At 41.2% G+C, this 15,413-nt stretch carries 19 protein-coding genes; 6 read left to right on the top strand and 13 right to left on the bottom strand.

Annotation, left to right across the window (positions count from 1 at the left end; all coding sequences use genetic code 11):
* Nucleotides 1-17: 17 nt before the first annotated feature.
* From mpl to folB, 4 genes are all read right to left on the bottom strand, one after another.
* A complete protein-coding gene (gene mpl, locus BM378_RS06590; RefSeq protein WP_036970904.1) occupies nucleotides 18-1,361 on the bottom strand; it encodes a UDP-N-acetylmuramate:L-alanyl-gamma-D-glutamyl-meso-diaminopimelate ligase in 1,344 nt (447 codons plus the stop codon).
* A 160-nt stretch (nucleotides 1,362-1,521) separates the two neighbouring features.
* Entirely contained in the window at nucleotides 1,522-2,325 is an 804-nt protein-coding gene (locus tag BM378_RS06585; protein WP_036970908.1) for an undecaprenyl-diphosphate phosphatase, read from the bottom strand.
* The gene (gene folK, locus BM378_RS06580) at nucleotides 2,322-2,810 is read right to left on the bottom strand and encodes a 2-amino-4-hydroxy-6-hydroxymethyldihydropteridine diphosphokinase (protein WP_074988850.1); all 489 of its coding nucleotides are present in this window, start codon (nucleotides 2,808-2,810) and stop codon (nucleotides 2,322-2,324) included. The genes BM378_RS06585 and folK overlap by 4 nt, the downstream gene beginning before the upstream one ends.
* A gap of 1 nt (nucleotide 2,811) precedes the next feature.
* Nucleotides 2,812-3,168 carry a dihydroneopterin aldolase gene (gene folB / locus BM378_RS06575; protein WP_036970914.1) on the bottom strand — a complete coding sequence of 119 codons (357 nt, stop codon included), beginning with the start codon at nucleotides 3,166-3,168 and terminating at the stop codon, nucleotides 2,812-2,814.
* A 226-nt stretch (nucleotides 3,169-3,394) separates the two neighbouring features.
* Here folB and plsY point away from each other — a divergent pair, with 226 nt between their 5' ends.
* On the top strand, nucleotides 3,395-4,003 hold the full coding sequence (gene plsY / locus BM378_RS06570) for a glycerol-3-phosphate 1-O-acyltransferase PlsY (protein WP_036970917.1): 609 nt from the start codon (nucleotides 3,395-3,397) through the stop codon (nucleotides 4,001-4,003).
* A gap of 1 nt (nucleotide 4,004) precedes the next feature.
* Here the strand turns inward: plsY and tsaD are convergent, their stop codons facing one another.
* The 3 genes from tsaD to BM378_RS06555 all read right to left on the bottom strand — a co-directional run bounded on the left by tsaD (nucleotide 4,005) and on the right by BM378_RS06555 (nucleotide 6,019).
* A complete protein-coding gene (gene tsaD / locus BM378_RS06565) occupies nucleotides 4,005-5,018 on the bottom strand; it encodes a tRNA (adenosine(37)-N6)-threonylcarbamoyltransferase complex transferase subunit TsaD (RefSeq protein WP_036970921.1) in 1,014 nt (337 codons plus the stop codon).
* A gap of 61 nt (nucleotides 5,019-5,079) precedes the next feature.
* Nucleotides 5,080-5,670 carry a YjaG family protein gene (locus tag BM378_RS06560; protein ID WP_036970924.1) on the bottom strand — a complete coding sequence of 197 codons (591 nt, stop codon included), beginning with the start codon at nucleotides 5,668-5,670 and terminating at the stop codon, nucleotides 5,080-5,082.
* A complete protein-coding gene (locus BM378_RS06555; protein ID WP_065978009.1) occupies nucleotides 5,654-6,019 on the bottom strand; it encodes a putative signal transducing protein in 366 nt (121 codons plus the stop codon). Before BM378_RS06555 ends, BM378_RS06560 begins: the two co-directional genes overlap by 17 nt.
* An 85-nt stretch (nucleotides 6,020-6,104) precedes the next feature.
* Here BM378_RS06555 and BM378_RS06550 point away from each other — a divergent pair, with 85 nt between their 5' ends.
* From BM378_RS06550 to BM378_RS06535, 4 genes are all read left to right on the top strand, one after another.
* On the top strand, nucleotides 6,105-6,512 hold the full coding sequence (locus BM378_RS06550) for a DUF2721 domain-containing protein (RefSeq protein ID WP_036970930.1): 408 nt from the start codon (nucleotides 6,105-6,107) through the stop codon (nucleotides 6,510-6,512).
* A 52-nt stretch (nucleotides 6,513-6,564) separates the two neighbouring features.
* Entirely contained in the window at nucleotides 6,565-8,091 is a 1,527-nt protein-coding gene (locus tag BM378_RS06545; protein ID WP_074988849.1) for a DUF3369 domain-containing protein, read from the top strand.
* A 122-nt stretch (nucleotides 8,092-8,213) separates the two neighbouring features.
* Nucleotides 8,214-9,101 (top strand): LysR family transcriptional regulator, encoded by an 888-nt coding sequence (locus tag BM378_RS06540; RefSeq protein WP_074988895.1) that lies wholly within the window; start codon nucleotides 8,214-8,216, stop codon nucleotides 9,099-9,101.
* A 129-nt stretch (nucleotides 9,102-9,230) separates the two neighbouring features.
* The gene (locus BM378_RS06535; protein WP_036970936.1) at nucleotides 9,231-9,851 is read left to right on the top strand and encodes a 2OG-Fe(II) oxygenase; all 621 of its coding nucleotides are present in this window, start codon (nucleotides 9,231-9,233) and stop codon (nucleotides 9,849-9,851) included.
* Here BM378_RS06535 and ubiA read toward each other — a convergent pair whose 3' ends face one another.
* Complete coding sequence (gene ubiA, locus BM378_RS06530) at nucleotides 9,852-10,730, bottom strand: 4-hydroxybenzoate octaprenyltransferase (RefSeq protein WP_036970938.1); 879 nt, start codon at nucleotides 10,728-10,730, stop codon at nucleotides 9,852-9,854.
* Nucleotides 10,727-11,272 carry a chorismate--pyruvate lyase family protein gene (locus tag BM378_RS06525; RefSeq protein WP_065978007.1) on the bottom strand — a complete coding sequence of 182 codons (546 nt, stop codon included), beginning with the start codon at nucleotides 11,270-11,272 and terminating at the stop codon, nucleotides 10,727-10,729. The genes ubiA and BM378_RS06525 overlap by 4 nt, the downstream gene beginning before the upstream one ends.
* Before the next feature lie 166 nt (nucleotides 11,273-11,438).
* Between BM378_RS06525 and BM378_RS06520 the strand changes: the two genes are divergently transcribed.
* Nucleotides 11,439-11,846, top strand: coding sequence for a flagellar basal body-associated protein FliL (locus BM378_RS06520; protein ID WP_036970946.1), 408 nt, complete (start codon nucleotides 11,439-11,441; stop codon nucleotides 11,844-11,846).
* Between the two features lie 33 nt (nucleotides 11,847-11,879).
* Here the strand turns inward: BM378_RS06520 and glpG are convergent, their stop codons facing one another.
* The 4 genes from glpG to BM378_RS06500 are packed head-to-tail and all read right to left on the bottom strand — an operon-like array spanning nucleotide 11,880 to nucleotide 15,341.
* The gene (gene glpG / locus BM378_RS06515) at nucleotides 11,880-12,695 is read right to left on the bottom strand and encodes a rhomboid family intramembrane serine protease GlpG (protein ID WP_074988848.1); all 816 of its coding nucleotides are present in this window, start codon (nucleotides 12,693-12,695) and stop codon (nucleotides 11,880-11,882) included.
* Nucleotides 12,692-13,009 carry a thiosulfate sulfurtransferase GlpE gene (glpE, locus tag BM378_RS06510; protein ID WP_065978005.1) on the bottom strand — a complete coding sequence of 106 codons (318 nt, stop codon included), beginning with the start codon at nucleotides 13,007-13,009 and terminating at the stop codon, nucleotides 12,692-12,694. Before glpE ends, glpG begins: the two co-directional genes overlap by 4 nt.
* A 55-nt stretch (nucleotides 13,010-13,064) precedes the next feature.
* Nucleotides 13,065-14,090, bottom strand: a complete 1,026-nt coding sequence (gene tdh, locus BM378_RS06505; protein WP_036970956.1) for an L-threonine 3-dehydrogenase — start codon at nucleotides 14,088-14,090, stop codon at nucleotides 13,065-13,067.
* A 54-nt stretch (nucleotides 14,091-14,144) separates the two neighbouring features.
* Entirely contained in the window at nucleotides 14,145-15,341 is a 1,197-nt protein-coding gene (locus BM378_RS06500; protein WP_036970959.1) for a glycine C-acetyltransferase, read from the bottom strand.
* Nucleotides 15,342-15,413: the final 72 nt, after the last annotated feature.

The raw sequence follows: 15,413 nt of genomic DNA, 5'->3' as shown, positions 1-15,413 counted from the left end.
TTAACTCCGTATACTGGTTAATTTTGTTCTAATACCGTGATCAAGCGCTGATGAATACCTTCAAAGCCACCATTACTCATAATCAAAATATGGTGATGGGCAGCCGCACTGTTTGCAACCAACGTAATGATTTCCTCAGTACTTGTGCTGCAGTACATACCCGCTTTGTCAGCATAGTCTTTTAATGACCAACTCAAATTTTCTGGCTCAAACAAATACACCTCATCGGCTGCACTAAGCGAGTCAATAAGCGTTTGCTGATGCACACCCATTTTCATGGTGTTCGAACGGGGCTCTAATATCGCAATAATTTTCTCATTGCCGACTTTAGCGCGCAGGCCTGCTAAAGTCGTTTTTATCGCGGTTGGGTGATGGGCAAAATCGTCATACACTTTAATGCCCTTTATATCAGCTTTGAGTTCCATACGACGCTTAGGTGAAATAAACTCAGCTAAACCTGCAATGCTCACGGGCACAGCGATACCGACATGACGCGCAGCTGCAATCGCCATAATCGCATTTTTGACATTATGTTCGCCCATGGCTTGCCACGACACAACGCCCTGTACTTCTCCCGCTAACAACACTTCAAACTCGCTGCCATCCGCTTTAAGTAAGCGATAATCCCAATCACCTGACAGCGTTTCGCTGTCACTCCAAAGGCCGCGCTCAATCACATCCTGCAGTGCTTCATCTTGGCTTGGCCAGATAACTTTGCCACTACAGGGTAATGTACGCATCAAGTGATGAAATTGTTTTTTAATCGCATTTAAATCTTCAAAAATATCAGCATGATCAAATTCAAGATTATTGAGGATTAAGGTCCGTGGTAAGTAATGCACAAACTTACTGCGTTTATCAAAAAAGGCGGTGTCATATTCATCGGCTTCAATGACAAAAAACGGCGTCTCACCAACTCGTGCTGATACCCCAAAGTTTTGCACAATGCCACCAATCAAAAAGCCCGGTTTCATACCTGCATATTCTAGCAGCCATGCCAACATACTCGCGGTTGTCGTTTTACCATGCGTGCCTGCGACAGCAAGCACCCATGAGTTTTGCAATAAATTATGCTTAAGCCATTCTGGGCCTGAGGTGTAAGGTAAGCCTTTATCGAGCACATATTCCACACAGGGGTTACCACGACTCATCGCATTGCCAATGACCACCATATCGGGCGCGGGGTCTAATTGTGTAATGTCATAACCTTGAGTTAGCGTAATGCCAAGCTCTTCCAGCTGCGTACTCATTGGGGGGTAAACATTTTGATCAGAGCCTGTCACTGTGTGACCCAACGATTTAGCGATTGCGGCAATCCCGCCCATAAAGGTGCCACAAATTCCAAGAATATGAATATGCATCTACTGTCCTGAACAAAATGAATTACGAAAAAATAAAGCGTTATAATGCCAAATATAACCTTTACTTACCATGATTAGACGGCAATAGACTTTTGCCGAATAGCAAACATAAAAAAACACCTCAAGACCGAGGTGTTTTTTAAAGTGAGTAAAACGGTTTTTACAGCATTAAAAATGCAAATAAACCGACACCAAGTAACAAGCGATAGATAACAAATGGCATCATGCCCATGCGCTCAATTACTTTTAAGAAAAAGAAAATACAGGCATAAGCCGAAACAAACGATAGACCTGCACCGAGTAAAATAGCTTGCCAATCAATCGCTTCACCTGCAGTTGCAAGTTGATATATATAATATGAACCTGCCGCAGCAATGACCGGAATCGACATTAAAAACGAAAAACGTGCTGCGCTTTGCTTATTTAAACCCAGCAATAAACCCACGGTTATCGTTATGCCAGAGCGCGACGTGCCTGGAAAGACCATTGCCAGCACTTGCGAAAAGCCCAATAGTAACGCACTAAAAAAATTTACTTGGTAGATATTTTTTACTTGTTTTGCTTTTACATCGGCATACCAAAGTAACAAGCCGAAAACGATAGTTGAAGTGGCAATCACCCACGCATTGCGTGAATAGCTCTCTACAAAGTCTTTAAATAAGTACCCAATTAATAACGCAGGAATCGTGGCAACAATGATCCACCAGCCCAAACGGCTGTCATCGGTTGCGCCTTGTGAGCCAAACGACTTAAACCAAGCCCCCAAAATATCAACCACTTCTTTACGGAAATACAGTACCACCGCACCAAGCGTACCTACGTGTACTGCAACATCAAATGCTAAACCTTGATCATGCCAGCCTAAAACTTGCGAAGGTAAAATTAAATGCGCTGAGCTCGAAATAGGTAAAAACTCAGTCAATCCTTGAATTAAGGCTAAAACAATTATCTCAATAATACTCATGGGTTAGTAAACTCCACCTTCCATAGTTTTTGTTGTGGGTTGTTATAATTTTTCCATAGCTCAGCCAGTGTTTGCTTAGCTACAGGGTGAAAAAAATCAGGGGCAATTTCTGCTAGCGGTTTTAAAACAAACGCATTTTTTGTTATTTCATCACGCGGTAATTGCGCTGGCGAATCGCAAATAATGTCATCATAAAACAATAAATCAAGGTCTAATGTTCTAGGACTAAACTTTTTATCTTCACGAGTACGACCGTTATCTAACTCTATTTGCTTCAGTAATGTACACAGCTCAGGCAGTGGCATGTCAGTATTCGCACCAAGCACTGAGTTATAAAAATTATTACCCGCAAATCCCACCGCTTCACTTTCATATACCGATGAATGAACACTATCAGGGAAATACGGCTTTAACGTCTTTAATGCTTGGCGAATATAATGCTCTTTATTTACATTCGAGCCTAAGCTGATAAAAATCTGTGCCATATTAACTTGCCTTGTGACGGGTGATTTCGACTCCCACCGTTTTAGCTTGAGGAACCGCAGCTGGTTTGCTGACACGAATTGTGACTTGGCTGGTTGTAAATTCGGTTAAAATAATCGCGGCGAGTTGTTCAACTAAGGTTTCAAGAAGTTCGACGGGTTTTGCCGTCGTGTGCGCTATAACGCGTTCACTGACTTTAGCGTAATCAAGCGCTAAGTTTATATCATCGGTTGCCGCTGCGGCTGAAATATCACACACCATTTCAATATCAAAATACAGGCTTTGTTTCGTTTCTTTTTCAAAATCATACACGCCTATAATGGTGTCTACGTGCAGTTGTGATATGTATACCTTGTCCATTGATACTCCAAGCGACATAAATATTAAAACCAATACCTATCGTATACGCGTATTAATTTCAATAATGCGCACAGAGCTGTCATAAAGTTTTAATATATAAAAATTCCCTCTACAATAACGGGTAGATGCACTGCAAAATGTAGCGTACTATCTACTCAAAAGTAGCGGCAGATGGTTTTGCCGCCAATGATAGCCCAAAAGTGCAGATTAAAAAATAAGGAAGCGCGTGTTAGAAGTTTTAATGTTAGTTTTAGCCTATTTACTGGGGTCGGTTTCCTCCGCAATCCTCGTGTCTAGGTTATTTAAACTACCAGACCCACGCAGTCACGGATCGAATAACCCCGGTGCCACCAATGTGTACCGACTTGGTGGAAAAGTCCCGGCTGTATTAGTGCTGGTGTTTGATATTTTAAAAGGCACCATCCCTGTGTGGGGCGCTTATTTCTTAAAAATCGAACCGCTGATGTTAGGTTTAATTGGCGTCGCAGCGTGTTTAGGGCATATGTACCCTGTATTTTTCAGCTTTAAAGGGGGTAAAGCCGTTGCGACGGCCTTTGGTACTTTACTACCTATTGGATTATCTTTAGGTGGATTATTAATCGCGACTTGGCTATTAATAATCGCAATAACGCGCTATTCGTCACTTGCAGCACTTATTACAGTGTCGCTTGCCCCACTTTATACATGGTGGATAAAACCACTTTATACGTTGCCAGTCACGTTTTTAACACTGTTGATTATTTTCCGTCACAGAGCAAACATAACCCGTTTATTAAGTGGTGAAGAGCCAAAAGTAGGGACTAAGAAAAAAGCCCCTGACAATAACAACGACTAAGTTACAGCGCTTCTAATGAGTCGATTGGCCAGCGCGGCTTAGTTTTCATATCAAGGCTTGCAAACTGCCCCGCTTTAAGGCGTTGCATGCCCGCGTAGGCGATCATAGCGCCGTTATCTGTACAAAATTCTGTGCGAGGATAATACACTCGACCTTTCATGCCTTGCATTACACGCTCTAATTGCGCACGTAATTGAACGTTAGCACTCACTCCACCGGCAATCACTAAGCGTTTAATACCTGTTTGTTTAAGGGCACGCTTACACTTAATAATCAACGTATCAATTACTGCAGTTTGAAATGCGTGGGCTATGTCAGCTTTAGTCTGCTCATCATCAGCACTGTCACGAATAGCAAGCGATGCAGCCGTTTTTAAACCACTGAAGCTGAAATCAAGCCCAGGTTTATCTGTCATCGGACGTGGAAACACAAACCGTTCAGGCGTGCCTTGCTCAGCTAGTTTTGCTAAACGAGGACCCCCTGGGTAATCAAGTCCTAATAACTTCGCTGTTTTATCAAATGCTTCACCTGCCGCATCATCGACAGATTCACCCAGTACTTCGTACTCACCAATCCCTGACACTTTCACCATCATTGTGTGCCCACCCGACACAAGTAGCGCAATAAACGGGAATTCAGGCTTATCTTCTTCAAGCATTGGCGCCAGTAAATGCCCTTCCATGTGGTGCACAGCGACAGCAGGAATATTCCAGCCATAAGCAAGAGAGCGACCGATAGAGGTGCCCACTAACAAAGCCCCCACTAAACCTGGCCCTGCGGTGTAAGCAATGCCGTCGATATCGTCAGGACCACAACCGGCTTGCGCAAAAGCTGCGTCGATTAATGGCAAAGTTTTACGTACATGGTCGCGTGATGCAAGCTCAGGTACCACACCACCGTAGTCTGCGTGCACTTTAACTTGGCTGTATAGTTGATGTGCTAATAAGCCTTGTTCATCATCGTAAATGGCAATACCTGTTTCATCACATGATGATTCAATACCTAAAATTCGCATCAATTACTCCGCCAAGAAAAATAAGCGCGTATTTTACAGCTAAAATACGCATTACTGAACACTAAATTGCAATACCAATGTTGGTTTGACCGTCTGAAATAGCAAGCTGCTTGAGCTCTTTTACGTTTTCTGAGGTAATTCGGCCCATTTGCTCAACAAAATCAATTAGCTCTGCAAGCACATCCATCTCGTACTGCATTAGCGGGTGTTCGCGGACTGATTTGTTATCAGCCACTTCACCTTCAACCGTTAATTGGTATTCAATAAAGCGTGCAACAGAGGCTTGTGAAATTTTGCTAATGTTTAAAAACTCTTGGTCATCTTTAGCCATCAGACCGTGCAACATTCCCAATAATGCGGTTGCAGTGTCAATAGCGGGGTAAGTGCCAAACATATCAAAGTCACTGAGCTCTGGTACATTAGGCTCAATTTTTTCAATTTGCTTTTCAAGGCTTATCTTACTTTTTGGCAGTAATATTTTTTCCCAGCATACATTCAGTGCGCTGCGAAATACCGCTGCGTCACCAAAGCCAGTTGCTTCACTAAATAAGCTGTAATTAGGCAACATACGCTCAAGAAGCGCGCCGCCTAATACCGCTTTTTGCAAATAGTTTAATTCTCTAATGCGTTGAAAATTATTCGCTTTCGTCATTCTTAACAGTCCTACAAGACCAACATATTTCAAATGTTGGGCCATTCAGTTCGCTGCATGATGGGCAAACCCAGTCTGGAGCCGATTGTTTTACTTGCCGGTAGTTTACCAATATTTCTTGTGCATGGCGCTCTTTTAATGCGTAAACAAGAATATCAACCCCCGTTTGTTCAAAGGGAATCTCTCCCATTGCACCTTGCAGAAGCTCACCTTGCAGTTGGCATTGTATTCCTGCGGTATGTAAAAGCCCTTTTATAATATTAGCTTCAAGCCCATTAGCGGCTTGGTAGATACGTACCCATGAAAAAGGTTCTGACGTAGTTGGTTGATTTAAATTATTTTTATGCAAATTTACTCTCTTTTACTTTGCAGCTTTAGCAACCTAAGCTACCCTAGCAATTGACCCTGCTACAACCTATATTGAAGGTAGCCTTATGACATTAACAACGCCTGGGCTGTTATTCCCGGCCATTTCTTTACTTTTACTTGCTTACACCAATCGCTTTTTGGTACTTGCCCAACTCATTCGAGAACTGAATGCGCGCGAAGGAGAAAGTATTCGTCCTTTGGTTGTTGCACAAATCGCCAACCTCAGAAAGCGTATTAAACTGATTCGTATAATGCAAGTTTACGGCGTGGCATCATTTCTCATGTGTACCTTGTCAATGTTCGCTTTGTTTATTGAGTTTAATACAACAGGCATCATATTATTTGGACTCAGTCTTGCTTGCTTAACTTTATCGCTTCTTACCTCTTTATATGAGATTCATATTTCATGTGATGCAATAGAAATTGAATTAAGAAATATAGAAAAAAAACCCTTAGTGGATAAGGCAGAGTAAATTTCTGCCTCTATACTTATTGTTACCTGATACGACAATAAGTGGTGCTTGTGTGGATGATTTTTTATTTTCTGAAGAACGGTTAGAAGAAAATAACGTACAAACTGAAGAACCAGAATACTGGCATATTCTTGTTGTTGATGACGAAGAAGATATTCATCAAGTTACCAAGCTTGTACTAGCTGGTTTTCAATTTGAAAATAAAAGCTTACGCTTCTACGATGCCTATTCTGCAGCAGAGGCTAAAGAGCTTTTGAAAAAAGATATCCCTTTTTCAGTGGCACTTGTTGATGTCGTCATGGAAACAAACCATGCGGGACTTGAACTTATTCAGTATATTAGGGACGACATTGATAACCACCATATCCGCCTAATTCTTCGTACCGGACAACCAGGTGAAGCACCTGAAGAATCTATTATCCGTGATTACGATATAAACGATTACAAAAACAAAACCGAATTAACAGCCATAAAAATTAAAACACTGCTCTATTCTGCACTGAGATCTCATCGTGATATCCAAATTATTGATCGCCATAAACATGGCCTCGAACAAATCATAAATGCCTCAGCTAACTTTTTAAAATGCGACAGTGTGCAAGAATTTGCATCCACTATTTTAAGCCACGTGACAAATGTGATGGGTATAAACGACACTCAAATTTATTGTGCTGCCGCGGTTAATTTACAATCATCTCCTGCAACAGACTTTCAATTATTGGCGGCTTCAGGCGTTGGGCCTATCCCCAGTCAAAATAATATTCCTGACGAAGTTAAAAGTTTATTTATTGATGCTCATGATCGTAAGTCATCACTAAAAACAAGTACCGACTACATTGGTTACTTTCCAACCAAAGCAGGCCTTGAAACTATGCTGTATGTAAATAAAGGAAGTAAATTACATGCTACCGATCATCAACTTCTTGAGTTTTATGCAAACAATATTGCACTGGCCTATGACAATCTTAAATTGCGCGAAATGGTAAAAGAATCGCAAAAGGAATTGTCCTATATTCTTGGTGAAGCAGTAGAAAAACGCTCTAAAGAAACAGGCTCACATGTTAAACGTGTCGCGTTATACAGCGAGTTACTTGCAAAACTATCAAAACTTAATCCCTTTCAGTGTGAAATCATCAAGCTTGCCTCCCCCTTACACGACATAGGAAAAATAAGTATCCCTGACAACATCTTAAATAAGCCCGGAAAATTAGATGATACAGAATGGGAAATAATGAAGACACACGCTGAAGTAGGTTATGAAATTCTAAAAAATTCAAGTAACGAGATCATGACTTGCGGTGCAATGATCTCACTTCAGCACCATGAAAAGTGGGATGGCTCTGGGTATCCACACGGTTTAGCAGGTAAAGATATTCATATCGTTGGTCGTATAACTGCGCTTGCTGACGTGTTTGACGCTCTATGCAGTGACCGTTGTTACAAAAAAGCGTGGCCACTCGATGAAGCACTTGCACTAATAAAAAATCAACGTTCGAAACATTTTGATCCAACTTTAGTCGACTTATTACTTGAAAATTTACCACTTTTCTTGGAGATTAAAGACCGTTACCCTGACTAGTTGTAACTTACCTGTAAAACAACACTTTTAAAAATGGGTACAATAATTTACTATACTCAATGTTAGGTATAATTGTTTTAACTCAATGTAAGGGCTTACTTAATAAAAAGGGACTATATAAAGTGAGATTTGAACAACTTGAACAATTCGTTGCACTCGGCGTACTCAGACACTTCCGCCAAGCTGCTGAAAAAACTCAGATAAGCACTTCAGCGTTAACTCGTAGCATTCAAACACTTGAAGATGAAGTGGGCTATGAACTCGTTACTCGCTCTACTCGTTCTGTAAAGCTAACTAAAGAAGGTGAACTTTTCCTCGAGTACGCACAACAAACTCTTAATAATTTAGAAGAAACAAAAAAACGTTTATACGAATCATTAAATGGTTGTGAAAACGAAAAGCTCGTTATTGGCTACACAACTAAAGCAAGTGCAGTTGTACCTGTGTCGTGTGGGCAATTTTTAGCACAATATCCACATGTTAAAATTGAAATGCAGTTGCAAGAACAAAGTGAGTTAATTCGCAAACTGCAACTTGGTGAAATTGATATCAGCGTTTGCTCACAAGCCATGAATAGTATTGGTAGTGATATCCATTTGCCTGATCAGCTAATTTTATTTGTATCAAAAAATCATCCAATTGCTAATAAAACAGACATTAGCAAGAAAGACTTAACAGACTACCCAATGTACAGCTGTTTTTCACAATCGAAGCCGGTTCAATCGATGCTGAACGAAGCAATTGATTCATTCAATAAATCAACCAGCGTTAAGGTCGGTAGTATTGAGCAAGTTATGGAAGGCTTGAAAAAGTCAAACCATATTGCGATTGCGAGTATTGAGCATGCCAACAGCGTTTCTTCAGACCCTGAATTGCTAGTATTAAAAACCAATAAAGGAATCGCTCACGAACAGTTAGTGATCCAAACTAATCAACAAATTAATGAAAACTCGCACGTGAGTTATTTATTAGATCTTATTGAAAAAACAGCATTATCTAGCCACAACTAAATGTACATATCAAGCTGGCTTGACTACGTTAGGCCAGCTTATACATCCTCATTGTTTTACTGCATAAAAAGCGTGCATGTAATTTTTTTTCAGATACACTTACGCACCTTTTTTTGATTGTGCATATGAATGACCGCGCAGCTTATTTCCAATACTTATTTAAATGCAATTGAACATACTGGTTATGCCATTGTTGAAAACGCAATTGATGAGCAGTTGATAAATGATTTAATTGCAGATTGTTACCGAATTAATCCCCATTTTCATGTTGCAGGTATCGGTAGGTTAAACGATCAGCAAATCGATAAAACGGTACGCAAAGATAAGACCTTTTGGTTTGATAGCTCAAGCCAAGCGCAAATAACTTATCTCGCGACCATGGAAGCAATTAAGACCCAGTTAAATAGAGAGTTTTTCTTGGGCTTGTTTGATTATGAATGCCACTATGCGAAGTACCAACAAGGTGACTTTTATAAAAAGCATTACGATGCCTTTAAAGGACGCTCAAACCGTATTTTTACAACGGTTTGCTACCTAAATAGCCCCGCGTCTGGCGGCGAGTTGGTTATTTATAAACCTAAAAGTAAAGACATTGAAGTGGTCATAAAACCGAAGGCAGGCACATTAGTCATGTTTGAAAGCGAACGCTTTATGCATGAGGTATTACCCGCAGACGATGTGCGTTATTCAATTGCTGGTTGGTTCAGAAAAAATGCCTCAATAAGCGGCATTATCGACCCACCGCGATAATCAAAACGGTAATGGCAAGGATGCTACAAGGCCAATAAAAATAACCAGCCCGACGTAATGATTATTTAGAAACGCTTTAAAACAGTGCTCTCTGTCGCGATAGTGAATAAGCGTTTGCTGGTAAAGTAAAAATCCAATCGCCGCTATTAAGCCTAACCAATAAGGCATATCAAGCTGATTGCTTATGCCAATGTAACTGAGTATCGCAATGAATAGCGCATTCAGTAAGAAAATAATATGCCTGTCAAAACGTGCAAATAAGATGGCCGTTGATTTAACACCAATCTTTAAATCATCATCACGGTCAACCATGGCGTACATGGTATCGTAAGCCACAGTCCACACGAGGTTTGCAATAAATAACAGCCACGCTTCAATTGGCACTGAGCCAATTGAGGCCATGTATGCCATTGGAATAGCCCAACTAAATGCGGCTCCTAGTACCACTTGTGGCAATTGGGTATAACGCTTCATAAACGGATAGCAAAATGCCAACGCAAGAGCCCCCAAAGAGAGCAAAATCGTCGACCACCCCAGCATTAAAACTAATCCAAATGCCACGGCAATTAACAACACAAATAAGCTCAACGCCTCACCACTGGACACTCGCCCTGCGGCTAGGGGACGCGTTGCTGTGCGCTTTACTGAACCATCAATTTTACGATCAGCAAAGTCATTGATAACGCAGCCTGCACTTCGCATTACAAACACCCCTAAACTAAACACCACAAAATTTAATAAGCTTGGTGCTCCCTGATTTGCAAGCCATAACGCCCAGTACGTTGGCCAAAGCAATAGCAAAGTACCAATCGGCTTATCTGTTCGCATAAGTTGTTTGTAATAAGGAATGTGTGCGATTTTTAATGCAGCTAGTTTCATAAGTAAATATAAGCCTCTGGCAGAAAAACTTCGGCCACTAAAAAATGGGCATTTGACAATGAAAATACACTTCGTCTTCCCCACAGTGGTTTAGACTCTTTGCCAAGCACAGCTAATAAAGTTTGAATAGTGTGCTGCTCATTAAACTCTGCCACTTCTATCTCTGTGCGAGATAAGCTTGGGTCTTGAAAAATAACATCCCCTAATGGCCGTGTTCCCATACTTAGCAACTGCTGCTTTTTTAAGGTATCATCTGCGGGTAACCAGCTTTGTGCATAAACCATTGGTTTATCATCACATAATAGTAGCACTTCGCGGTTAAGCGCTTGGCTCAACGGCGTATTTAATAAAGCTTGTTGCTCCTTTGTAAGATCAAAAGGGGCTTCATTGAGCACTTTAACCGAAAAGTGTTGGCAATGACGCTTAAGCTTGGCCGTCAATGACCCTGCTTCAAGCAACCAACCTTGCTGCTGTTGCGTTAAATGAGGATATGCCGAAGCAGGCTGCCAATGCGCAGCTAACGAAACTGGGAATGTAATCACAACGACTCAATAATTTTAAAAACCGCGTAAATGATATCACTGCAACCCGTTTCGAAAAAGTCATGATTTAATCTCTACATGGGTTAAAAAACAGAGAACAACCTGTATCTTAAGTTAATTTGGGTATAGACTAAAAACCATTGAATAGGTGGGATATTCTTAAACTATGAAAAAGTCATTGTTATCAATTTACTTGATTAGCATGCTCGTTATTGGCGCTACGACAAGTTTCTCGACACGCGCAGAATCAAATGTCGGTTACTTCGGTTTTGAGCCTGACATTATCACCAATTATATTGGCCAAGGAAATAAAAAACTGGGTTATGTACGGATCACTGTTGATCTAATGCTTAATGATATTTCTGATATTGGTGTGGTTGAGCACCATACTCCACTATTGCGTGATGCGATTGTCGAGATACTGTCAAAAGAACCTGAAGAAAATATCAAGTCGCTCACGGGCCGTGAAGAAATTAGAAAGCGCTGTACAGAAAAACTCAAAGCACTGTTAAAGCAAGAGACTGGACAAGAAATAGTACGTGAAGTGTTGTTTACTAAGTATTTATACCATTAAACGTGACGGCAAAGGCCGTCACGTTTAATAAAACTACTTACGCGACAATAATTTATCTGACATGGCGTAAGCCATACCCGCAATAAGCCCTGCTAAATGTGCCCAGTTCGCCATACTAACCGGCAACATATCCACAAAGCCTAAAATTAGCCACACCAACATAAAGCCAACAATACTGTTGCTAACAAGCGGGGGTTGTTGAGGTCGCATTACACTGTAAATCCAACAGAAACCTAGCAAACCATACACAACACCACTGAGCCCACCAAAGTTCGGACCAACTACTAAAAACTGTGCCCAATTACTGATAAATGCCGTCACTAAGAAAAGCCCAACTAAGGTTAATTTACCACTGCGTTTTTCTATGTCATTACCCAGTGTCATCCACCAAATCAGGTTAAAAATGAGGTGGATAGCGCTGAAATGAACAATCGCAGGGGTAAACCAGGTTAGCGGCTTAGCAGGGTTAAATTGCAACATACCATAAAGAGTTTCAAACCCACCCAGTAAAAACGCCACAAAAATAGCGATTGAAACTAAGGTCACAGTACGGTTTAACCAGCTCAATGCTTTAAAGCGTGCTTTTAGGTTAAGTGACTGGCCTTGATATAACAACGGCGACTCAGTACTGCCAACTTGCCACGATGCTTGAAGGTACTTTTCGTCATTTGGATTCGCGGTGAACGCTTGCCACAGTGGCTGAGCTTGATGAAAATGCTCAGGAGCAACACAAATAATCACTGTCTTACCATCGTGTGAGCGCAGTTCACCCTGCAAGCCTTTACTTTTTATGTAATCGATAAAGCCTTGCGCGGCGCGAGGATTATTAATGCTGCCCAATTCAATCATCGTTCAATGTGCTCCGGTTGTTGTGTCTGCCATGCTGTAAAGCCGCCATCCATACTGTAGACGTCTTCAAAGCCTTGCTCTACTAAATAGCTTGCTGCGCCTTGAGAACTTACGCCATGATAGCAAACGATAATAATAGGCTGATCAAACTCTTTGTTCATCATAAACTCACTGATATTAGCATTTGATAAATGCTCAGAACCAGGGATATGCCCAGCTTGAAATGAGTTAGGGTCGCGAATATCAGCAATCACCACATCATTTTTATCTAATAATGCAAACGTTTCACTGACTGAAATATGTTTATATGACATAACACTCTCTAAACTAAAAAGGCGGCCGAAAGCCGCCTTATCACACTCTACGGTATTAATCCCAGTTTAGGATTACTTTACCTGATTGGCCTGAAATCATTGTATCAAAGCCTTCTTGGAAATCATCCACTGAGAATTGATGCGTGATAATTGGATTAAGGTCAAGACCAGACTGAATTAGACTCGCCATCTTGTACCACGTTTCAAACATTTCTCGGCCATAAATACCTTTGATAATTAAGCCTTTGAAAATAACTTGATTCCAATCAACCGCCATATCTGATGGTGGAATTCCCAGCATGGCAACTTTACCACCATGATTCATGTTATTTAACATGCTGTTGAATGCAACAGGTACACCTGACATTTCAAGACCAATATCAAAGCCCTCGGTCATTCCGAGCTCTTTCATAATATCTTCTAGGTTTTCATTCGCAACGTTTACAGCGCGTGTCGCGCCCATTTTACGCGCTAAATCTAGGCGGTACTCGTTTACATCAGTAATCACTACATGACGCGCACCGACGTGCTTAGCAACCGCTGCTGCCATGATACCAATTGGACCCGCCCCGGTGATAAGGACATCTTCACCAACAAGATCAAACGACAACGCTGTGTGTACTGCATTCCCGAATGGGTCAAAGATTGATGCTAATTCATCAGAAATATTATCTGGAATTTTAAATGCATTGAATGCAGGGATCACGAGGTATTCGGCAAATGCACCTTCACGGTTCACACCCACACCTGTTGTGTTACGGCATAAATGCACGCGACCAGCGCGACAGTTACGACAGTGACCACAGGTAATATGGCCTTCACCAGAAACACGATCACCCACTTGGAAACCACGTACTTCCTGACCCATATCAACCACTTCACCCACGTATTCGTGGCCAACAACCATAGGTGTTGGAATAGTGTTTTGTGCCCATTCATCCCATTTATAAATATGGACATCTGTTCCACAAATTGCTGTTTTGCGGATTTTAATAAGCAGATCGTTATGGCCAACCTCAGGTTTTGGCGCATCGGTCATCCAGATCCCTGGTTCTGCTTTTAATTTAGATAATGCTTTCATGATTTACACTCAATTAAAAAAACCGAAGCAGGTGCTTCGGTTTAGAAAATAAAATTAGATAACACCCATTTCTTTACCAATACGGGTAAAGGCAGCAATTGCAGTGTCTAATTGCTCTTTTGTATGCGCCGCAGAAATTTGCGTACGAATACGTGCTTGGCCTTTAGGTACAACAGGGAATGAGAAACCTGTTACATAGATACCTTCAGCAAGTAACTTGTCAGCCATCATCGAAGCGACCTTCGCATCGCCAAGCATTACTGGAATAATCGCGTGGTCTTTACCTGCGCAGGTAAACCCTGCTGCTTCCATTTGCTCACGGAAGTAATGAGCGTTATCCCATAATTTAGCGCGAAGTTCGCCACCGTTACTCAACATTTCAAGTACTTTGATTGATGCTGTAACAATTGATGGAGCTAATGAATTAGAAAAAAGATATGGACGTGAACGCTGACGTAACCACTCAACAATTTCTTTTTTACCTGATGTATAACCACCTGATGCGCCGCCCAACGCCTTACCTAATGTGCCGGTAATGATATCGACACGGTCTAATACGCCACAGTATTCAGGTGTTCCTTTACCGTTTTCACCCACAAAGCCAACGGCGTGAGAATCATCAACCATAACTAATGCATCGTATTTATCAGCAAGGTCGCATACTGCTTTAAGATTACAAATAACGCCATCCATTGAAAACACACCGTCAGTGGCAATAAGCTTGGTTTTTGCCCCGGCTTCATCAGCTGCAATTAATTGCTTCTCTAAGTCGCTCATATCATTATTAGCGTAGCGGAAACGTTTTGCTTTACATAAACGAACCCCATCAATGATAGAAGCATGGTTTAACGCATCTGAGATGATGGCATCATCTGGGCCTAAAATTGTTTCAAATAAGCCTGCATTAGCATCAAAACACGATGAGTAAAGGATCGTGTCTTCTGTTTCTAGAAACTCAGAAATTTTGTGCTCTAATGTTTTATGAATATCTTGAGTACCACAGATAAAACGCACTGAAGCAACACCAAAACCATGATCGTCAAGGCCTTGTTGTGCGGCTTTTATTAGCTCTGGGCTATTTGCAAGACCTAAGTAGTTATTTGCACAGAAATTGATAACTTTATCACCTGATGCAACTTCAATTTGAGCTTGTTGCTGTGAAGTAATAACACGTTCGCTTTTGTATAAACCCTCAGCTTTTACTTCATCTATTTGTTGCTGAAGCTGAGTGAAAAACGCAGATGCTCTCATCTGAAATCTCCAAATAATCTTTTAAGTAATCAGAGCCGATTAGCTGTGACTGTGAAATTTGCGCCTATTGTA

Source organism: Pseudoalteromonas lipolytica (assembly GCF_900116435.1).
Taxonomy (GTDB): Bacteria; Pseudomonadota; Gammaproteobacteria; order Enterobacterales; family Alteromonadaceae; genus Pseudoalteromonas; species Pseudoalteromonas lipolytica.
This window is presented reverse-complemented; position numbering and strand designations above follow the sequence as displayed.